This window comes from Thioalkalivibrio thiocyanodenitrificans ARhD 1 (genome assembly GCF_000378965.1).
In the GTDB taxonomy this organism is placed as follows: Bacteria; Pseudomonadota; Gammaproteobacteria; order Ectothiorhodospirales; family Ectothiorhodospiraceae; genus Thioalkalivibrio_A; species Thioalkalivibrio_A thiocyanodenitrificans.
The window spans coordinates 629,909-649,858 of record NZ_KB900536.1; the positions used below are offsets into that span (position 1 = coordinate 629,909).

Genomic DNA, 19,950 nt, shown 5'->3' on the forward strand with positions numbered 1-19,950 from the left:
CAGGGATCAGGCGTCAGTGTTTCGGGTAATGGCCCGGGCGCATTGTACGCCATTCATGACCGCGCCTTCGAGCGTGGCGGGCAGATCGTTGCGCACATGATCGCCCGCAAGCAGGAGTCCCGGCACGGGAGTGTGCATGGCGGGGCGGTGTTTCTCACAGCCGGCGGCGGCACGGAAGGTGGCACGTTTCTCACGCACGACCCAGTGATCCCCGGGTGGCGGCCAGTCAGGATAGAGCAGGCCCAGTTCCGCGGTGACCTGCCGGGCCAGCGCATCGTTGTCCAGTTCTATGTGGGGGCCGGGGCCGGAGATCACCACCGCCATGATGCCCGGATGCCCCGAGTGCCGGCGATCGAAGATCCACTGGGTGGTCAGGTCCAGCACGCCCACCATGGGCACGGGCAGATGCACCTCCGGCGGGTACTGCAGATAGACCGTGCAAATGGGTTCCTGCCCCAGGTGTTCGAGTCCGCGCACCACTGGGCGCATGCCCGCCAGCGGCGTGCACAGCGCCGCACTCACGGCAGGCGGCGTCGCCAGCACGACATGACGGGCGTCCATGGTGAGATCGCGCGTCCGGACACGCAGGACGCCGTCCATCGGTTCGAGCCCGGTGACGCGCCGCCCGGTCAGCAGGCGTCCGCCGCGGGCTTCCAGATAGCGCCGCGCCGGCTCGGCCAGCACCCGGTCCATATCCACCCGGGGAATCAGCAGGTCCGAATTGCGCCGGTGGCCGGTGAATGCCTGGCCGAGTACCCGGCAGAAGAGCTGCGCAGAGGCCTCCTCCACGGGGGTATTGAGGGCCGCGAGGCACAGGGGGCGCCACAGGCCGCGCACGAGATGCTCCGGCTGACGGCAGCGTTGCAGCAGGGCGCCGACGGTGATGTCGTCGTCTTCGCTCCGGCGAAGCATGCGTCGGATGCCGGGTAGGGCACCCAGGGTTTCCAGCACGCCGGCACCCCGTGCCGTGAGCAGTCCCGCCAACAGGTGTACGGGTGCCGGCAGATACAGGGTCGACAGTGACAGGCCGCGCCGCTCGGGGGCACGCATGGTCAGGTCCAGGGGCAGGCGCAGCAGTACATCCGCCTCGGCCACCTCCAGTGTCCGCAGCAGCGAAAGCACATGCTCGTAGGCGCCCAGCAGGATGTGCTGCCCGTTGTCCAGCGTGCGTTCGCCCAGGGTCACGCTGCGCGCCCGCCCGCCGGCCTGGGGTGCGGACTCCAGCACGGTCACTTCCCGGCCCGACGCGGCGAGTTCCACCGCCGCCGCCAGCCCTGACCAGCCGGCGCCGATAACCACCGTGTCGACGGATCTCATGGATGCTCGAGGCGGCGGTGGCGCCGCTTCTCGTGCCGGGCCGTGCGCCAGGCGATCCAGAGTTTGCGGATGGGCGTGAGCCGGATGCGCCGTTCCAGCACCCGGTAGCCGTCCGCCTCGATCTCGTCCAGCAGCGTCCGGTAGATGGCGGCCATGATGATGCCGCTTCTCTGGGCATGGCGGTCGACCTCAGGGAGCCGTTGGAACGCGCGGTCGTAGTATTCGTGCGCACGCCGTGCCTGAAAGTCGAACAGGGACTTCAGCCGGTCGGAGGCCTGGGGGAGCGTGAGTTCCCCTGGTTCCACGCCGAAGCGGTTCAGTTCCTCCATGGGGATATAGACCCGCCCGCGCATGGCGTCCTCGCGCACGTCGCGCAGGATGTTGGTGAGTTGCAGGGCCATGCCCAGATCGTGGGCGTAGCGGGTCGTCCGGCGATCCTCGTAGCCGAAGATCTCCGCGGCCATCAGCCCGACCACCGAGGCGACCCGGTAGCAGTACAACGAGAGTTCCGTAAACGTGGGGTATGCGTCGTAGTCCAGATCCATCTGCATGCCATCGATGATCTCCCGGAAGTATTCCTGGGGGAGATTGTAGCGCTCGATGGCCGGAAGCAGCGCCCGGCCCACCGGGTGGGTCGGGGCGCCAGCGAACAGACGGTTGATCTCCTCGCGCCACCAGTCCAGTTTCCTGCGCGCCACGTCGGGTTCGCGCATCTCGTCCACCACGTCGTCCACCTCCCGGCAGAAGGCGTACAGGGCGGTGATGGCCTGCCGTTGTTCCCCGGGCAGGAACAGGAAGCTGTAATAGAAGCTGGAACCGCTGCGCGCGGCCTTCTCCTGGCAGTACTGTTCCGGGGTCACGGCGGTGTCTCGCTGGCCATGGCGGCTGTTCCTGCGGGAAACAGGGCGCCCCTGAGGATGGCGGCGTAATCGCGCAGACGCAACCGGGGCCGCGAGAACACGTCCGCCTGCTGACATTTCAGGCGCCACAATACCCGCGCCCCGGCAACGGTGATCAGGCGGATCTCCAGCCCGAAACGTCCTCCCAGCGCCGAGCCCAGGGGCGCACCCGAGCGCAGCAGCCGGTCCGCCCGCGCGTACTGGAAGCGCATCAGCGCCTGCATGGGCGGATCGCTGATACCCTGTTGGATATGGGCCTCGGTGACACCGAAACGGGCCATCTCGTCCATGGGCAGGTAGATGCGTCCCATCTCGTGGAAATCCTGTGAGAGATCCTGGTAGAAATTGATCAACTGCAGGGCCGAGCAGATGGCATCTGACCACGCCAGCGAGCGCGCATCCGTATGACCGGCCACGTGGAGCAGCAACCGACCCACAGGGTTTGCCGAGCGACGGCAGTATTGCATCACGTCGCCGAAGTCCTGATAACGTGTCCGGGTTACATCCTGGCGAAACGCGTCCAGCAGGTCCAGAAACAGGGACACTGGCAGCCGGTGGACCCGGATGGCATGGGCCAGTGCCACAAAGCCCGCGTCATCGCCGGGATCGCCGTCAGCGGCCGCATGCAGGCGGCGTTCAAGGGCATCCAGTTCGTTCAGGCGCTGCCCGGCGGCCAAGCGGCCCTCGTCGGCCAGATCATCGGCCCGGCGGGCGAACACGTAGATGGCTGCCACCGGGCCGCGCATGTGTGCCGGCAGAAGGCGGGATGCGACGGGGAAGTTCTCATAGTGGGCCCGGGCCTGGCGTGTACACTGGGCATAGGCCCGGCGGGTCTCCGGGTCAGGCCGGGTGGACATGCGCACGCGGCTGCCCGCACCGGGGCGTGGAAGGAGGTGAACGATGAGACCGGGTTTGATCCGACATGGGTGGCGAGTCTATCACACGGATTCCACGGAGCCGGGGGCCACGGACCCCGGCTCCGCAGGGAGGTGACGCATGGATGAACTGGAACTCTACCGCGACACGCTGATCTATCTGGTCCTGCTGCTGGTGGTCTTCCTGGCCACCGTGGTGCCCGCACTGATCTCCCTGCGGCGCATGCGTGCCCGCGGTCGGCAGATGCGCAAGGCGGGGGGACGCCATGGCTTCGAACCCTGGTCCGGCAAGGAGGCGGTGCTGATGCGCGAACTGGAACGCCTGGGGGTGGTGGAATCCTCGGGCACGGCGGGCATCTTTCATCCCCTCTACCGGGAGGAGATGCGCCACCGTTCGTGGCTGTTCGACCTGTTGACGGGGCAGTCCGGGTGGCGGCGTTATCTGCTGCGTGACCGGGCGGCCGGCTCCACCCGGACCGTGGTGCTCATCCAGAGCGAGACGATGGATTGTCCCTACCTGATGGTCGAGCCGGAGAATCCCCGCACCCGGGCCCTGGGGCGCCTGGCCGACAGCATCGAGACCCTGCACGGGCTCGAACCCCTGGAACTGCCCGCCGGTGTGCGCCCGGTGACCGGCATTCGCATCCGCACCCAGGCGGGCCGTCAGGCCGAGGCCCTGCGGGTGGTCATGGAGTCGGGTCTGCTGGAGACCCTGCGCCGGGAAAAGGATCTGGCCGTCAGGGCCCACGGGAACACCATGGCGCTGGTGCGGCCCCTGAGCCCGACGGAGCCCCGGGAGGTGGGCGCACTGCTCACGACCGCGGAAACGGTGATCTCCGAACTGGAGAATGCCGCGCGGCCCGGCGAATCTCACGCCGCTTCATGAGCGCCGGATAAGCGGATGGCCTTGCGTCCGTCCCGTATCGGATTGCGGGTCGCGCGGATCGGTGCCATGGCCGCATTGTTCCTGCTGTCCCCGGGGCTTGTACCGGTCAGCGCGGAAGAACGCTTCACGTTCCCGGACACGGGTCTGGTGGCGGATCATCGACTGGGCCTGATCTGGATGCGTTGCAGCATCGGCCAGAGGCAGACCGGCGAGGGGTGTCCGGGAGAAGCCGATCGCCTGACCTGGACCGAGGTCCTCGCACGCATCGACACCCTGGCAACCCCCGACTGCCCGTGGCGGATTCCCGAGTTTCACGAGCTGCGCGCGCTCCTGCAGCCCGGCGGCGGAAAGCAGGCCCTGGACCCGCAGGCCTTCCCGGATACCCCGGATGGCTGGTTCTGGACCCGGGTGCGTGCCGGCGGCCACTCCCAGTACGACTGTTTCGTGGATTTCGCGGGTGAGGGCCGGACCCGCTGCAACATGGGCGGACGATTCCACCTGCGGCCGGTCATGACGCCGGTTGACGATGCGGGCTCATGCGCCGTCCGGTAGGCGCAAGCGTCAATCCGGCTTGCCCTCCTGCGGCGCGTCCTCGGTCTCAAGCGGCATGCGCGGCGCCTGCTCCAGGGGCGTCGGTTCCTCCATCTGCTTTCGCGCCTGGATGCCAAGCTCGGAGAAGCGCCGCGCCCCGGGCATGACGTTGCGTTCCAGGGAACCGACCGCCCTGTTGTAATGGTCCACGCTGGTGCCCAGGGTCTTGCCCAGTCTTGCAAGATGCTCAGTGAATACGGCGAGGCGCTTGTAGAGTTCCTCGCCCAGCTCGCGGATCTTCTCCGCGTTCTCCGCCACCGCCTGCTGGCGCCAGCCGTAGGCCACGGCACGCAGCAGCGCCACGAGACTGCTGGGGGTCGCCAGGATCACGCGATTGGACAGGGCATCCTCCAGCAGGGCCGGATCGTGTTCCAGCGCTGCGGAGAGAAACTGATCGCCGGGGATGAACAGGATGACGAAATCCGGTGACTCCTTGAACTGAGTCCAGTAGGCCTTGCTGGAGAGTTCGCGCATGCGCTCGCGCACCTTGCGCGCATGGGTCTTGAGGTGCTGTTCGCGCTGCCGGTCATCCGGCGCGTCCGCCGCCGCAAGGTAGGCGTCCAGCGGCGTCTTGGCATCCACCACCAGTTCCCGTGCGTCAGGCAGGCGCACGATCATGTCCGGTCGCATGGCGCCGTCCTCGGTGGCCCGGTGGGTCTGCTCCTGGAAGTCGCAGTGCTCCACCATGCCCGCCAGTTCCGCCAGGCGCTTAAGGGTCATCTCCCCCCACTGTCCGCGCACCGTGGGGCGGGAGAGGGCGCGCACCAGGTTATGCGTTTCCGACTGCAGCCGCTGCTGACCTTCAGCCATGAGCCTGAGGTGCTGGCTCAGCGAGCCGAATGCCGCCTCACGGGCCTGTTCCATGGCCCGGATCTGGGCTTCGGTCTTCTCCAGCGTCTCACGGATGGGCTTGACCAGGCCCTCGATGGCCTTTTCCTTCTGGGTGAGTTCGGCGTTGGCCTGCACCTGCACGCCCTTCAGGTGTTCGTTGGCAAGCCGCAGGAACTCCTCGCTGTTGTGGCGAAGCGCCTGGCCCGCCAGCGTGGAAAAACTGTCTCCGATCTGCTTGCGGTATTCCTCGAAGGCCGCAGTCCGTTCCTCTGTGCGGCGCCTCTCCGCCGCCAGTTCCGATTCCAGTACCGCCATCCGGCCCTGAGTACGCAGGTGCCCGATGAAGAAGCCCAGGACGAGCCCTGCGGCGAAGCAGACGACGGCGGCGGTGATGAGGAGTGTGGTGTCCACGTCAGGGCCTATTGGGGCGAATCAGTGTTCAAAGTTCAAGGTTCAAAGTTCAAAGTTCAAAGTTCAAGGTTCAAAGGGGAAGGGTGCCTTCGACTTGTTGAGATGGAAAGCGAAGCCAGCGTCTCTCCTTTGAACTTTGAACCTTGAACTTTGAACCTTGAACTTTGAACATTGAACCCTGCATGTCGGTATCAATTCACGTGTTCTCCACCCGTCGCACCGGCTCCAGGGTGCCGAGGATCCAATCCAGAATCTCGCGAGGTTCGTGGATCATGCCGTCGGCACCCCATTGATCCGGGTGCTGCGTCCCGTCGATGTAGCCGTACAGGGCAATGAGGGTGGACATGCCGGCGGCGTGTCCGGCCTGAATGTCACGCTCGGCATCCCCCACATAGAGGCACTCGGCGGGACGGCACCCGGCCAGTTCACAGGCGTGCAGCATGGGGGCGGGATGAGGCTTGCGTTGCGTGATGGTGTCTCCGCTCACGAGGCAGGCTGCCCGATGGGCCAGTCCCAGGGATTCCATCAGCGGATCGGTCAGAAACGCCGGCTTGTTGGTCACCACGCCCCATTTGAGGCCCCGGGATTCCAGCCACGCCAGCAGACTCTCCATGCCCGGAAACAGGGTCGTGTCCAGAAAGAGGTTCTCGGCATAGATGGCCAGGAAGCGCGCCCGCAACTGCTCGAAACGTTCCCCCTCGGCCTCCGGGAAGGCGAGCTTCACCAGGGCGGTGGAGCCGTGCGAGACATGGTCCCGTACCGCCTCGAAGGGCATGGGCTCGAGGCCGTGCTCCCTGGAGAGCAGGGCCTGGGCGGCATACAGGTCCGGGGCGGTGTCGGCGAGCGTGCCGTCCAGATCGAACAGCACCGTCCGGTAGGGAATCTCCAGGGCGGCCCTCACGCGTCCCTCGTGGTATGCATAAGGTAATTGACCTGCACGTCGTCCGCCAGCCGATACTCACCGGTGAGCGGGTTGTAGCCGAGGCCTCCGATGTGACGGGTCTCCAGTCCGGCCGCGCGTGCCCAGGCGGTCAGTTCCGAGGGCCGGATGAAGCGGGCGTACTCATGCGTGCCCCGGGGCAGCATGCGAAGCAGATACTCCGCCCCCACAATGGCGAACAGGAACGATTTCGGATTGCGGTTGATGGTGGAGAAGAATACGTGCCCCCCCTGCCGCACCAGGCGCGCGCAGGCGTCGACCACGGAGGCGGGATCCGGTACGTGCTCCAGCATTTCCATGCACGTCACCACGTCGAAGGCGCCGGGCATCTCCTCGGCCAGTTCCTCCACCGGGACCTGGCGGTAGTCCACCTCCACTCCCGACTCGAGCAGATGCATGCGCGCAACCTCCAGGGGCGCCGCCGCCATGTCGATGCCGGTGACCTGCGCGCCGCGCCGGGCCATGGACTCGGCCAGGATGCCGCCGCCGCAGCCCACGTCCAGCACCCGGGCATCGTCAAGGGGCATCCGCCGTTCCACGTAGTCCAGGCGCAGGGGATTGATCTCGTGCAGCGGCCGGAATTCGCCCTGGGGATCCCACCAGCGATGGGCCAGGTCGTCGAACTTGGCCACCTCGCGAGGATCCATATTGGGGCTGGAGGCGTCTGACATATGAAGCATCTCTGACCGCGTGTGGCGTTATGTTACAACACGAACCGAAGGAGATGATTCAAAATTCAAAGTTCAAAACTCAACGGAACGGCGGTTTGCCCTTTGAATCTTGAATCTTGAGTATTGAATCGCCTTCATGCCTTGCCCATGAGGCGTTGCTGCCACAGCGTCGCCTTGTCCTGGATCGCTTCCAGATCCAGGGTGGTGAGCCGGCGGTCCCGGAGCAGCGCCTTGCCGGCCACCCACACGTGGGTGACGTGCTCGCGGCCACTGGCGTAGACCAGCTGCGACAGTGGATGGTACACGGGGCGGCTCTCCAGACAATCCATGTCCACGGCCACCACGTCGGCCGCCTTGCCGGGCACCAGGGAGCCGATCTCGTCCGCCAGCCCCAGGGCCCGGGCGCCGTTGAGGGTGGCCATGCGCAGTGCCGTGGCGACCGGCAGGGCAGAGGCATCACCGGCAACGCCCTTGGCAAGAAGGGCGGCGGTGCGCATCTCGCCGAGCAGATTCAGGTCGTTGTTGCTGGCCGCCCCGTCGGTGCCGAGACACACGTTCACGCCGGCATTCAAGAGCTTGTGTACCGGGCAGAACCCGCTGGCAAGCTTCAGGTTGGATTCGGGACAGTGCAGTACGTGGGCGCCTGCCCGGGCCAGGTGCGCGATCTCCGCGTCATTGAGCTGGGTCATGTGCACCGCGAGCAGGTTCGGCCCGACGAGCCCCATCTGTGCAAGACGCTCCAGGGGGCGCACGCCGAAACGGGCCATGGATTCCTCCACCTCGTGGGCAGTTTCGTGGACATGCATGTGCACAGGCAGGTCCAGCTCGTTGGCCAGGGTGCGGATGCGCTGAAGCGGCTCGTCGGAGACCGTGTAGGGGGCGTGCGGGGCGAAACAGAAGGACAGCAGCGCCTCGTCCTTGTGCTCGTCGTAGATCGCCAGGCCCTTGGCGATGTACTCATCGGCACTTGACGCCCAGGCGGTGGGAAAGTCGATGACGATGAGTCCCAGGGCCGCGCGCATGCCGGCCCGGGCCGCCGCGTGGGCGGTGATCTCCGGGAAGAAGTACATGTCATTGAAGCAGGTGACACCGCCGCGCAGCATCTCCGCCATGGCCAGCTGCGCGCCGTCCTCCACGAACTCCGCCCCCACCCAGCGGTCCTCGTGGGGCCAGATGTGGCCCTGAAGCCATTCCATCAGCGGCAGGTCGTCAGCGACTCCCCGCATCAGGCTCATGGCCGCATGTGTGTGGCTGTTCACCAGTCCCGGAATGAGGGCATGGGTGGTGAGTTGATGCACGGCGTCAGCCCGGTAGCGCTCTTCGGCGTCCCGGATGGGCAACAGGTCCACGATGCGTCCGTCGCGAACGGCCAGCGCGTGGTCCTCCAGCACTACGTCGTCGGGCTCCACCGGAACGATCCAGCGGGCCTTGATCAGGGTGTCGACCATTTCCATGGCGATGAACCATACAGGGGGCGGGATGGCGCGACAATCTCCATGGATACATGACGCCGGGCAGGGCTCCGGAGTCATGCAGGTGGCCGCTCGGGCCGCTTCCGGGTACCGCCCGGCGGGCCACCGGGCCCCGGGAGCAGCCCGGCAGAAGGCGTTTTTCGGGATATTTTCTATAGTTATCAGGTATGCCACAGGTCCGGGCCAGGGACGGGCTGACAGATTGGGCCATGCCCGAACCAATGGGGAAAGGCCGTGTGACCGCAAGGTTGTCCCATATCCTCGAGGCCTGCCGTGCCCTGTTTCACGGGCATCCGGACGCGGTGTACCTGATGGACACGCAGGGGCACTACGTGCAGGTCAACGAACAGGCCTGCCGGATCCTGGGACTGGCGCGCACGGAACTGATCGGACGTCACTACGGCGAGTTCATCGCGCCCGAGGAGCACGAACGCCTCGACGCCATCTTCGAGGACGTGCTTCGCGGTCATCCCAGGGCCTTCGAACACACGTGTGCGGCACAGGACGGTGCCCGCATGCACTTCACCGTCAATGCCATGCCGTTGCTGGTGGACGGGAAGGTGGCCGGCGTCTATGCCATCACCCAGGACGTGACGGAACATCGACGCATGGAAGAGGCATTGCGGGACAGCGAGATGCTGCTTCGCGCCGCCAGCCACAGCGCACGCCTCGGCGGCTGGCTCGCGGATCTGGCAGCAGACCGGATGCGCTGGTCCGATGAAGTCTGCGCAATACACGATATGCCGGTGGAGACCGCGCTGACCGTGGCGGAAGGGATGAACTTCTACGCGCCTGAATCCATCGACCGGTTTCGGGAAGTCTTTCAGGCGTGTGTGTCCCGCGGCACCCCCTTCGACGAGGAACTGGAGGTCATCTCCGCCCGGGGCAGGCGCGTCTGGGTGCGCACGATCGGCGAGGCAGTGCGCGACCCGGAGGGAACGATCATCCAGGTGCGCGGCGCCATCCAGGACATCTCCAAGCGCAAGGGCACCGAGGCGAAGCTGAGGCATCTGGAGTCACGCCTGAGCGGAGCCATGGAGGCGATGAGCGACGCCTTTCTCACGGTGGACCGGGATTACCGTTATACCTACGTCAACCGGGAAGCCGAACGCCTCCTGGGCCGCCGGCGCGAAGAGATGATCGGGAGGCCGGTCTGGGACGAGTTTCCCGACCTGTCGGGCACCGTCACGGAGATGTCATTTCGTCGCGCCATGGATGAAGGATGCACCGTTCACTATGAGTTCCGGTATGAACCCCTGGGGAAGTGGATGGAGGTGCATGTGTACCCGGCACCCGAGGGGCTGGCAGTCTATTTCTGTGACATCGATGAACGCAAGCGCACCGAGGAGGAGATCCAGTCCCTCGCCTTCTACGATTCCCTGACCGGCCTGCCCAACCGGCGTCTGCTCATGGACAGGCTGCAACAGTCCCTGGCGGCCAGCCAACGGCTCGGCCTGCTGGGTACAGTGCTGTTTCTCGATCTGGACAATTTCAAGACACTCAATGACACCCTTGGCCATTCGGAAGGTGATGCCCTGCTGCGCCGCGTCGCCGAACGGCTGGCCGCCTGCGTACGGGCCACTGATACCGTGGCCCGGTTCGGGGGTGACGAGTACGTCGTGGTCCTGGGAAATCTGGGCGCGGATGCCGAGGAGGCCATGGCCCAGGCGGAATTCATGGCGAGAAAGATGCTCGCGGCGCTTCATCAGCCGTCCGGTGAGCCGGGACGGCAGGGTCAGATCACGTGCAGCATCGGAATCACCCTGTTCGGCATGCCGGGCGATACCGTGGATAGGGTCATCATGCAGGCGGATCTGGCCATGTACCAGGCCAAGGCGTCCGGGCGCAACACGTACCGCCGTTTTGACCCGAGCGCGCAGTCCACCGTACACCTCCGGGCGCAAATGGAGGAGGAGCTGCGCAGGGCCGTGGAAGAGGGGGAGTTCATTCCCTACTATCAACCCCAGGTCGATATCGGGGGGGAACTCTCGGGAGCCGAGGCTCTTGCCCGCTGGAGTCATCCACAGCGGGGTATCCTCGGCCCATCGGACTTCATTCACCTGGCCGAGGAGTCAGGGCTGATCTTCAGGCTGGGTCCCCTGCTGCTCGAATGCGTCTGCCGTCACGTGGCCGGATGGGCGGCGCACCCGCAGGGACCGGGATTCCGGGTGGACGTGAATATCAGCGCGCGGCAATTTCACCATCCCGATTTCGTCCACCAGGTCATTTCCGTCATCGAAAGCACGGGCGCCGATCCGCGGCAGCTGAGACTCGAACTCACCGAGGGCGCCCTGCTGCTGAATATGGACGACACGATCTCGAAGATGAAGGCACTGACATCCTGTGGTATCGGTTTTGCACTGGATGATTTCGGCACGGGATACTCGTCGCTGTACTACCTGAAGCACCTGCCCCTGAATCAGGTCAAGATCGATCAGCGTTTCGTGCGCGGCGTGCTGGACGACTCAAGCGACGCGGCCATCGTGCGGGCAATCATCGTGCTTGCGCAGAGTCTCGGTCTCGATGTCATCGCCGAGGGAGTGGAAAGTGTCCCCGTGCGGGATTTCCTCGTCAAACAGGGCTGCCTCAAGTTCCAGGGTTTCCTTTACGGCCATCCGATTCCCCGGGAACAGTTCGAGAAGTTCTTTCTTTCCACTCCCGCGTCAGGACACAACGACATCGGGGGCTGTGGCTGATCGGTGCCCGCCGCAGAGCGCGGAGGAAACTCCGGTCAGATCAGCCAGCCCAGCACCAGGGACAGGGTGACGATACTCAGCAGATTGCCGATGAACACGATGGAGGCAACCCGCCGGGGTTCCTGCTGGTACTTTTCCGCCACCATGTAGTTCAGGACGGCAGGCGGCAGCGCTGCAAAGACGAACAGATAGGCCAGCTGCTGGGACGTCAGATCCAGGAACGGCGAGACCACGGCCGCGACCAGCAGACCGCTCGCCGGGGTGAGCACTGCGCCCCAGAGCCCGAGGCGCCAGTCCGAGAAATCCGCGCCCACCATCCTCACACCCAGGGTGAAAAGCATCAGCGGAATGGCGATCTGTCCGACCATGTCGATGGGCACAGCCAGAACGTGGGGAACGACCAGGCCGCTCAGGCTGACGATGATGCCGGCGATGCTGGCCGCGATGATCGGTATGCGCAGCAGATCCCAGAGGCGCAGCCTGTGGTCCATCATGTAGATGCCGACACTGAAATGCAGCGTGTTCTCCACCAGAAAAAGCACGATGGCCGCCGGCAGGGCCGCCTCGCCGAAGGCGAGGAGCAGGATGGGGATGCCCATGTTTCCGCTGTTGGTAAACATTACGGGGGGCACAAAGGTCTTCCACTGGACCTTGAGCAGGCGTACGAACGGGAGCACCACGATGCCCGAGCCCAATACCACCAGCGTGCCCCCCAGGATCAGCAGCGAGTAGTCGGCGAGCTGGAAGCCCTGGGCCGACAGGGCACTGAAGATCAGGGCAGGGGTGAACACGTCCATGTTCAGGCGGTTGGCCGTGTCGATGTCGGTGGGATGACGCCGGCCGTAGAAATAGCCCAGGCCCACGACCAGGAATACGGGCAGGACGATCTGGAGGACTGGAAGCGGATTCATCTGGTTGATACCGGGCGCAGCATCCCGTCCCCGGTTCGATCGGGTGGATCAGTGCCATTAACCCAAGGAAAGGGAAGTTGTGTCCCGATTCCGTGCGAGGCCTCTTCTTAACACACTTGCGACAGCCTTGGACAGCCGGGGCCGTCTGTGCCCCGGGTCAGCCGCCGCTTTCTTCGCATGAGGAAGGTGGTTTGCCGGGGCGGCCTATCCGGCGGTTGATGACCGCAGGCGCTCCACCCACATGGCCGTGGCCCCGGCCACCCCTGCCGGCATCGCCACGAAATTGAGCACCGGGACCAGGGTGAGGATCAGCATGGCACTGCCAAATCCCAGCGCCAGCGCCGGCCGCTGCGCCAGCAGCCGGCGCGCATCGCGGAATCCAAGACCGTGGTTGCCCATGGGTGCATCGGCATACTCCAGTGCCAGCATCCACGCCCCGAAGGCGAGCCATACCAACGGCGCCAGCAGCTGTACGCCCGGAATGAGGAACAGGAGCAGCAGGGGCAGTGCGCGCAAGCTGATATATATCAGCTTGCGCAGTTCGTTCACGATGGCCGTCCCAGCCTCCCGCGCCCATGACAATCCGCTCTCCGGTGCGACGCCGGAAAGCTGCGTCTCCAGGCGGGCCGCCAGCAGGCCGTTGAACGGCGCACCCGCCAGGTTCGCCAGCAGGGTGAAACCGAAGAAGAAGACGGCAAGAACAGCGAGCACGAACAAGGGCCAGATCAGCCATTCGAGCCATGCGGGCAGAAGCGCCTCCAGGGTCGTGTTCAGGTATATGGCGGCCAGGACGATCGCGCCCGCGAAGATGACTGTATTGAGCAGAAACGGAACCACCACCAGCGGCCGGATGCCCCTGCGCCGGATCAGGCCGAGACCTCTAAAGGGATAGGAAAAGCCGGTCAGGTAGTCGTCAATCATGTTCTGGTGTCTTGTCCCGTGGGTATCCCGCACAGCCAGGCCCGAAGGGAGCGCCGCAAGAGCGCCAACGCCCCGCCACAGCGCGCAGATCGGCGACCGCAGCACGAGGGTGGCGAGATATGGGGGCTAGAATAGCCGGAAGCATTCGGAGTGATGAGGTCATGTTGCGTTTGCTTTTGAGCATTGCACTCATGATAGGCGGGGCGTACGGGATCCTGGTGGGTCTGGTGTACCTGGGTCAGGAGCGGCTCATGTACATGCCCACATCGACGCTGGTGACCACACCCGGGCAGCACGGCATGGATTACGAAGACGTGCATATGACTGCCCGGGACGGCGTGCGCCTGCATGGCTGGTATATCCCGGCACCGGACCCGCGCGGCGTGCTGCTGTTCTTCCATGGCAATGCCGGCAACATTTCCCACCGCATGGAGTCGATTCGCATCTTCCGTGACCTGGGCCTGTCTGTCTTCATCACCGACTACCGGGGATACGGCGAGAGCGAGGGGCGTCCCGGGGAGGCAGGCATCCGCAAGGATGCCCGTGCCGCATGGAACCACCTTCGGGAGGAACGCGGTATTCCGGCTCACGAGATCGTGATCTTCGGTCGATCCCTCGGGGCCGCCGTGGCCGCGGAACTGGCGGCGCGCAAGCAGCCGGGCGCCGTGATTCTGGAATCCGCGTTCACCAGTGCCGCGGACCTGGGAGCCGAGGTCTACCCGTTCCTGCCGATTCGATCCCTGCTGCGCCATCGCTACGAGGTCCGTGGCGTGCTCGCCGAAGTGAGATCTCCGCTGCTCATCGCTCACAGCCGGCACGACGAGATTGTCTCATTCGACCATGCCCGACGGCTCATGGATGCGGCTCATGACGCCGCAGTGTTGCTGGAAATGGAGGGCGGCCACAATGACGGTTTCCTGCGCACCGGCGCCCGTTACATACACGGCCTGGACACCTTTCTCGAAAATCATCTGTCCGCCGCCCGGTCAGCGCCGTAAGACCATCCGGTTGCGGCCGGCGGCGCTCAACCGGTGCGGGTCGCCATGAATCCCCGACGGGCGAGGATGGCCGCACCGCAGGCGGCTTCGCTGTGCACCGCGTCCCTCAGGGGAGCCGGGAGCAGCCGCTCACGGATGCGCCGCCAGGCAGGGTTGCCCGCGCCGCCGCCCACAGTGCGTATGTCTGCCGGGGCGGGCGCTCCCAGTTCCATGAGCCGCCGGTAGCCCGCGGCCTCGATGGCGCCAATACCCTCCAGCAGCCCCTGCAGGAAGCGGGCATCGTCGTCCGGACGCGGTGCCATGCGGGGCGGCAGGCGCGGGTCGCATACCGGGAAGCGTTCACCGGATGCCGGCAGCGGATAGAAATCCAGACCGGTGGGATGGTCCGGATCAAGGGCGGGCGTGAGCGACGCCAGTTCAGCCGGCGAGAAATACTGCAGGAGGACGGCGCCCCCGCTGTTGGAAGCGCCGCCGGCCAGCCAGCGGTCCCCGAGCCGGTGGCTGTAGACGCCGTACTCCGGGGCAAACACCGGGGTCGGGGAGACGATCTTGAGCACCAGGGTGCTGCCCAGTGAGGTGACCGCCTCGCCGGGTTCGGCGGCCCCGGTGGCCAGGAAGCCCGCCACGCTGTCGGTGGTGCCGGCGAACACCGCAAGCCCCGCCGGCAGGCCGGACAGGGCGGCAGCCTCCCGGGTGAGGCGGCCGAAGGTGTCTCCGGGCACCTTCACCTCCGGCAGCACGTCATCGGGCAGTCCCAGCGCGGCGAGCCAGTCCGGCCATGATCGGCTCACCGGGTCATAGCCCATTTTGAGCGCGTTATTCTCGTCACTCAGACCCCATCGTCCGGTGAGACGCGCGGCCAGCCAGTCGGCCTGGTGCAGGGCGTGGCACAGCGATCCGGCCTCGCGGTGCTCCAGCCACCAGAGCAGCTTGGCGAGGCTCGACGTGGCCCCGTGGGCGCCGCTCTCCCTGGGGGCAATCCCGCTGATCCGCTCCGCCTGCGCGCGTGCGCGGGCGTCGTTGTACATGAGCGCGGGCCCCAGGGGCTCACCCCGCGCATCCGCGACCACAAGGGTGCCCGAGGTGCCGTCGATGGCCAGTGCCCGCGGCGGGTCCGGCAGCTCCCCCATGATCGCCCGGGTCGCCTCACACAGGGCCTTCCACCAGAGCCCGGGGTCCTGCTCCACCCGGTCCCCCCGGCGGTCCGGGGGAGGCAGGGGTACGCTGCGCCGGGCCATCTCCCGCCCCCGGTCATCCACGGCAATGGCCCGGCACCCGGAGGTGCCCATGTCGATGCCTATGAACATCGAATTCAACATTCAAAGTTCAAAGTTCAAGATTCAAAGGGAAAACCGTGGGCCGTCCACGCCACCGTTGCCACTCGAAGGCCCCTTTGAACCTTGAACTTTGAACCTTGAATTGCCTTTATCACGGCAGGCTGACGGGGCTCGGCGGCTGCCAGGCCGGATCCCGGTGTTCCGCCACCACGGTGGTGTAGATGCCGCCACGCACCCCGAATTCGGCGGTCAGGCGCATGAAATGGGGATCGGTGGCGGCCACCAGATCGTCCAGGATCCGGTTGGTGACCGCCTCGTGGAAGGCGCCCTCGTCCCGGAAGCTCCAGACATAGAGCTTGAGGGACTTGAGCTCCACGCATCGCGCCCGGGGCACGTAGTCCAGGTGCAGGGTGGCAAAGTCCGGCTGGCCCGTCTTCGGGCACAGGCAGGTGAACTCGGGAACCCGGATGCGGATGGTATAATCCCGACCCGGTCGGGGGTTTTCGAAGGTTTCGATATCCTTGCTCGGCTGGCTGGGCATGATGTTCCTGTCTCGGACGGGATGGGGGCGGCCCGGAGAACGCGACTGGCGGCACACGGAGCCGGACCGGTTCCCCCCAAGGGCGGCATTATTGTAATAATGGGCGCCGTCCATGGCCACAACATGGGCACCACCTTGATCCCGGGCTTCTGGCCGGGCCGATCATCCCGGAAAACACAAGACCGCAGGTCCCGATGCGACTGAGCAAGATCAAACTGGCCGGATTCAAGTCCTTCGTGGACCCTACCACCATTCACCTTTCCAGCAGCCTGGTCGGTGTCGTCGGCCCCAACGGGTGCGGCAAATCCAACGTCATCGACGCGGTACGCTGGGTGATGGGGGAATCCTCCGCAAAGCATCTGCGCGGGGATTCCATGGAAGACGTGATCTTCAATGGCTCGTCTTCTCGAAAGCCCGTGGGTCAGGCCTCCATCGAACTGGTGTTTGACAACAGCGAAGGCACTCTGGGCGGCCAGTACGCGGAGTACAGCGAGATCTCGGTCAAGCGCCAGGTGAGCCGGGACGGCCAGTCCCAGTACTTCCTCAACGGCACCCGCTGCCGCCGCAAGGACATCACCGACATCTTCCTGGGCACGGGCCTGGGCCCGCGCAGCTATGCCATCATCGAGCAGGGCATGATCTCGCGGCTCATCGAGGCCAAACCCGAGGAGTTGCGCGTCTACCTGGAAGAGGCCGCCGGGATCTCCAGGTACAAGGAACGCCGCCGGGAGACGGAGACGCGTATCCGTCACACCCGTGAAAACATCGATCGCCTGGATGATCTGCGCGACGAGATCGAGAAACAGATCAATCACCTGCAGCGCCAGGCCAACACCGCGGAACGCTACAAGGGACTCAAGGAGGAGGAGCGCCGGGCCCGTGCCGAACTGCTGGTCCTTCGCCTGCAGGACATGGACAGCGATGCGCAACAGCGCGAACGGGGACTGCGCGAGGAGGAGACGCGTCTCGAGGGCGTGATCGCGGAGCTGCGCCGCCTGGAGGCCGCCATCGAGAAGAACCGCGCGTTGCACGTGGAGGCCAACGAAGCCTTCAACGAGGTGCAGGGCCGCTTCTACGCCTTGGGCAGCGATATCTCCCGTGTCGAGCAATCCATTCAGCATGCACGGGAGTTGCGCGAACGTCAGACGCGGGAACTGCACCAGGCCGAAGCGGGATTGAAGGAGGTCCGCGAGCATATCGAACTGGACCGGAGCCGGCTGCAGGAACTGGACCTGGAACTGGAAGCCCTGGTGCCGCAACACCGGGCCGCGGAAGAGGCACGCCGGACGGCCAACGACGCCCTCGGTGCCGCCGAGCACGCCATGAGCGAGTGGCAGGGCCGTTGGGAGGCATTCAATCAACGGGCCGCGGAACCGGCCCAGACCGCCCAGGTGGAGCGTACGCGCATGGAACACCTGGAACGCCAGATCCAGCATCTGCAGTCACGCCTGGAGCGGCTGCACCAGGAGCGCGGCCAGCTCTCCGGCGAGGCCTTGCGCAGTGAAATGGCGCAGCTCTCGGCCCAGGCCACCGAGGCCCATCAGGCTGCGGAAGCGCGTCAGGCGGAATTGACCGACACCCTCGATGCCATCCAGTCGGCCCGGGAATCCGGCCGCGCCCGTACCGGCCAGCTGGACGAACTGCGCCGCGGCATCCAGACCCGGGCCGGGCGGTTGTCCTCCCTGGAGGCGCTGCAGCAGGCCGCGCTCGGCAAGGGCGAGAAGGCCGTGGTGCAATGGCTCGAGGGCCAGGGGCTGGCCGAAGCCCCGCGCCTCGCCGAGCAGCTCTCCGTGGAATCCGGCTGGGAGCGGGCCGTGGAAGCGGTGCTGGGCCGATATCTGGAAGCGGTGTGCGTCGACGATCTGGACGGCGTGGCCGGCGTTCTGGACAGCCTGACGCACGGGGATCTGCTGGTGCTGGACACCCGCGCCGGCGGCGAGGGCGCGGGTGAGGCCGCCGGTGGGCTGCTGATGCAACGGGTCACGGGTCCGAAGCCCCTGGCAGACCTGCTGCGGGGCGTGCGCACGGCACAGGATCTCGGCGAGGCCCTGTCCATGCGCACCCGTCTGGCCGCCGGCGAGTCGGTGATCACCCCGGAGGGTGTCTGGCTCAGCCGCGCGTGGCTGCGGGTGGCCCGCGATCCCGACGAGCATTCCGGCGTGCTCGGCCGGGAACAGGAGATCAAGGGGCTCCAGGCGGAACTGGCGGACCTCAATCGCGAGCAGGCACTGCTGCAGGAGGCCCTGGAGGAGGACCGCGGCCGTGTGCGCGAACTGGAGGCGCGCCGCGAGGAGCTGCAGGTCTCGGTGAACCGTGCACACCGCACGGCCGCCGATCTGGATGCCCAGTTGAGCAACCGGCGCACCCGCCTGGAGCAGATGGAGGGGCGCTTTGCACGCATCAACGACGAGATCGCCGAGATCGAGGCCGCGCATGCGCGTGATGCCGAGGCCCTGCAGCAGGCCACGAATCGCCGTAACGAGGCGATGACGCTCATGGAGAACCTGGCCCGCGAGCGGGAGGCGCTCACTGCGGAGCGCGACGGTCTGGGCGAGCAACTCCAGGCCGCACGGCAAGACGCCCAGGGCCGGCGGGACGCATTGCACGAGATCGACCTGCGGGTGCAGACCCTGAAGAGCACCCGCGAATCCACCGCCCAGGGCCTGTCCCGGATGGAGACCCAGGCGGCGCAGCTCGCCGAGCGCCTGGAGGTCCTTCAAACTGCCATGCAGGACGGCGACGCACCCATCGGGGAGCTGTCCGCCGAACTGGAGTCACTGCTGGCCCGGCGCGTGGACGTGGAGCGTTCGCTGGCCGACGCGCGTGCCCGGGTGCAGGGCATCGAGGCGGAGATGCGCGAGCATGATCAGCGCCGCGTGGCCGTGGAAAGGCAGGCGGAAGAAACCCGCGCGAACCTGGACGGCCTGCGCATGGCCTGGCAGGAGATCAACGTGCGCCGCCAGACGCTGCGCGAGCAGCTGGCGGAAACCCCGTTCTCGGCGGAAGAACTGCTGGAGGCCATGGAGGAGGGCGCCACGGTAGCCGCCTGGCAGGAGAAGGTGGAGAACCTGGGTCAGCGCCTCCAGCGGCTCGGCCCCATCAATCTGGCGGCCATCGACGAGTTCAGGGAACAGAGTCAGCGCAAGGAGTACCTGGACGCCCAGCATGCGGACCTGATGGAAGCGCTGGAGACACTGGAGAACGCAATCCAGAAGATCGACCGGGAGACGCGCCAGCGTTTCCGCGATACCTTCGAACGGGTCAACGGCCGGATGCAGGAGATGTTCCCGCGCCTGTTCGGCGGCGGACAGGCCCACCTGGAGATGACCGGCGACGATCTGCTCTCCACCGGCGTGGCCGTGATGGCCCGCCCGCCCGGCAAGCGCCTGTCCACCATCCATCTCATGTCCGGCGGCGAGAAGGCACTCACCGCGGTGGCCCTGGTGTTCGCCATCTTCGAGCTGAACCCGGCTCCGTTCTGCATGCTGGACGAGGTGGATGCGCCCCTGGACGAAGCCAACGTGGGCCGCTTCTGCGACCTGGTGAAGGACATGTCCGGACGGGTGCAGTTCATCTTCATCACCCACAACAAGACCACCATGGAGCTGGCCGATCACCTGGTGGGTGTCACCATGCGTGAACCCGGCGTATCCAGGCTGGTGGCCGTGGACGTGGACGAAGCCGCACAAATGGCCACCGGCTGAGGAGAACGA

At 66.1% G+C, this 19,950-nt stretch carries 16 protein-coding genes; 5 read left to right on the plus strand and 11 right to left on the minus strand.

Going from position 1 to position 19,950, the window contains the following annotated elements:
* Positions 1 to 6: 6 nt before the first annotated feature.
* The 3 genes from hpnE to hpnC are packed head-to-tail and all read right to left on the minus strand — an operon-like array spanning position 7 to position 3,073.
* The gene (hpnE, locus tag THITHI_RS0102915; RefSeq protein WP_018231576.1) at positions 7 to 1,317 is read right to left on the minus strand and encodes a hydroxysqualene dehydroxylase HpnE; all 1,311 of its coding nucleotides are present in this window, start codon (positions 1,315 to 1,317) and stop codon (positions 7 to 9) included.
* Entirely contained in the window at positions 1,314 to 2,177 is an 864-nt protein-coding gene (gene hpnD / locus THITHI_RS0102920; RefSeq protein ID WP_018231577.1) for a presqualene diphosphate synthase HpnD, read from the minus strand. Before hpnD ends, hpnE begins: the two co-directional genes overlap by 4 nt.
* Entirely contained in the window at positions 2,174 to 3,073 is a 900-nt protein-coding gene (hpnC, locus tag THITHI_RS0102925; RefSeq protein WP_018231578.1) for a squalene synthase HpnC, read from the minus strand. The genes hpnD and hpnC overlap by 4 nt, the downstream gene beginning before the upstream one ends.
* Before the next feature lie 139 nt (positions 3,074 to 3,212).
* Between hpnC and THITHI_RS0102930 the strand changes: the two genes are divergently transcribed.
* A complete protein-coding gene (locus THITHI_RS0102930; protein WP_018231579.1) occupies positions 3,213 to 3,977 on the plus strand; it encodes a hypothetical protein in 765 nt (254 codons plus the stop codon).
* Positions 3,978 to 3,992: 15 nt separating this feature from the next.
* Positions 3,993 to 4,529, plus strand: a complete 537-nt coding sequence (locus tag THITHI_RS19705) for an Lcl C-terminal domain-containing protein (protein WP_018231580.1) — start codon at positions 3,993 to 3,995, stop codon at positions 4,527 to 4,529.
* Positions 4,530 to 4,538: 9 nt separating this feature from the next.
* On the opposite strand, the gene rmuC is transcribed toward THITHI_RS19705, so the two are convergent.
* The 4 genes from rmuC to THITHI_RS0102955 all read right to left on the minus strand — a co-directional run bounded on the left by rmuC (position 4,539) and on the right by THITHI_RS0102955 (position 8,875).
* Positions 4,539 to 5,810 (minus strand): DNA recombination protein RmuC, encoded by a 1,272-nt coding sequence (gene rmuC, locus THITHI_RS0102940; protein ID WP_018231581.1) that lies wholly within the window; start codon positions 5,808 to 5,810, stop codon positions 4,539 to 4,541.
* 196 nt (positions 5,811 to 6,006) lie between these two features.
* Complete coding sequence (gph, locus tag THITHI_RS0102945; protein ID WP_018231582.1) at positions 6,007 to 6,711, minus strand: phosphoglycolate phosphatase; 705 nt, start codon at positions 6,709 to 6,711, stop codon at positions 6,007 to 6,009.
* Positions 6,708 to 7,421 (minus strand): bifunctional 2-polyprenyl-6-hydroxyphenol methylase/3-demethylubiquinol 3-O-methyltransferase UbiG, encoded by a 714-nt coding sequence (gene ubiG, locus THITHI_RS0102950; RefSeq protein ID WP_026186008.1) that lies wholly within the window; start codon positions 7,419 to 7,421, stop codon positions 6,708 to 6,710. Before ubiG ends, gph begins: the two co-directional genes overlap by 4 nt.
* A 134-nt stretch (positions 7,422 to 7,555) precedes the next feature.
* Complete coding sequence (locus THITHI_RS0102955) at positions 7,556 to 8,875, minus strand: TRZ/ATZ family hydrolase (RefSeq protein ID WP_026186009.1); 1,320 nt, start codon at positions 8,873 to 8,875, stop codon at positions 7,556 to 7,558.
* 254 nt (positions 8,876 to 9,129) lie between these two features.
* Between THITHI_RS0102955 and THITHI_RS18355 the strand changes: the two genes are divergently transcribed.
* Positions 9,130 to 11,589 carry a sensor domain-containing protein gene (locus THITHI_RS18355; RefSeq protein ID WP_051079905.1) on the plus strand — a complete coding sequence of 820 codons (2,460 nt, stop codon included), beginning with the start codon at positions 9,130 to 9,132 and terminating at the stop codon, positions 11,587 to 11,589.
* A gap of 35 nt (positions 11,590 to 11,624) precedes the next feature.
* Here THITHI_RS18355 and THITHI_RS0102965 read toward each other — a convergent pair whose 3' ends face one another.
* Together THITHI_RS0102965 and cysZ are read right to left on the minus strand one after the other, a co-directional pair.
* Positions 11,625 to 12,500 carry an AEC family transporter gene (locus THITHI_RS0102965; RefSeq protein WP_018231586.1) on the minus strand — a complete coding sequence of 292 codons (876 nt, stop codon included), beginning with the start codon at positions 12,498 to 12,500 and terminating at the stop codon, positions 11,625 to 11,627.
* Positions 12,501 to 12,704: 204 nt separating this feature from the next.
* On the minus strand, positions 12,705 to 13,421 hold the full coding sequence (gene cysZ / locus THITHI_RS0102970; RefSeq protein ID WP_018231587.1) for a sulfate transporter CysZ: 717 nt from the start codon (positions 13,419 to 13,421) through the stop codon (positions 12,705 to 12,707).
* Between the two features lie 161 nt (positions 13,422 to 13,582).
* Here cysZ and THITHI_RS0102975 point away from each other — a divergent pair, with 161 nt between their 5' ends.
* Positions 13,583 to 14,419, plus strand: coding sequence for an alpha/beta hydrolase (locus tag THITHI_RS0102975; RefSeq protein ID WP_026186010.1), 837 nt, complete (start codon positions 13,583 to 13,585; stop codon positions 14,417 to 14,419).
* A gap of 26 nt (positions 14,420 to 14,445) precedes the next feature.
* Here the strand turns inward: THITHI_RS0102975 and THITHI_RS0102980 are convergent, their stop codons facing one another.
* Complete coding sequence (locus THITHI_RS0102980) at positions 14,446 to 15,738, minus strand: FGGY-family carbohydrate kinase (protein WP_026186011.1); 1,293 nt, start codon at positions 15,736 to 15,738, stop codon at positions 14,446 to 14,448.
* A gap of 109 nt (positions 15,739 to 15,847) precedes the next feature.
* Positions 15,848 to 16,237, minus strand: a complete 390-nt coding sequence (gene queF, locus THITHI_RS0102985; protein WP_018231590.1) for a preQ(1) synthase — start codon at positions 16,235 to 16,237, stop codon at positions 15,848 to 15,850.
* Positions 16,238 to 16,431: 194 nt separating this feature from the next.
* On the opposite strand from queF, the gene smc reads away from it, so the two are divergent.
* On the plus strand, positions 16,432 to 19,941 hold the full coding sequence (gene smc, locus THITHI_RS0102990) for a chromosome segregation protein SMC (RefSeq protein WP_018231591.1): 3,510 nt from the start codon (positions 16,432 to 16,434) through the stop codon (positions 19,939 to 19,941).
* Positions 19,942 to 19,950: the final 9 nt, after the last annotated feature.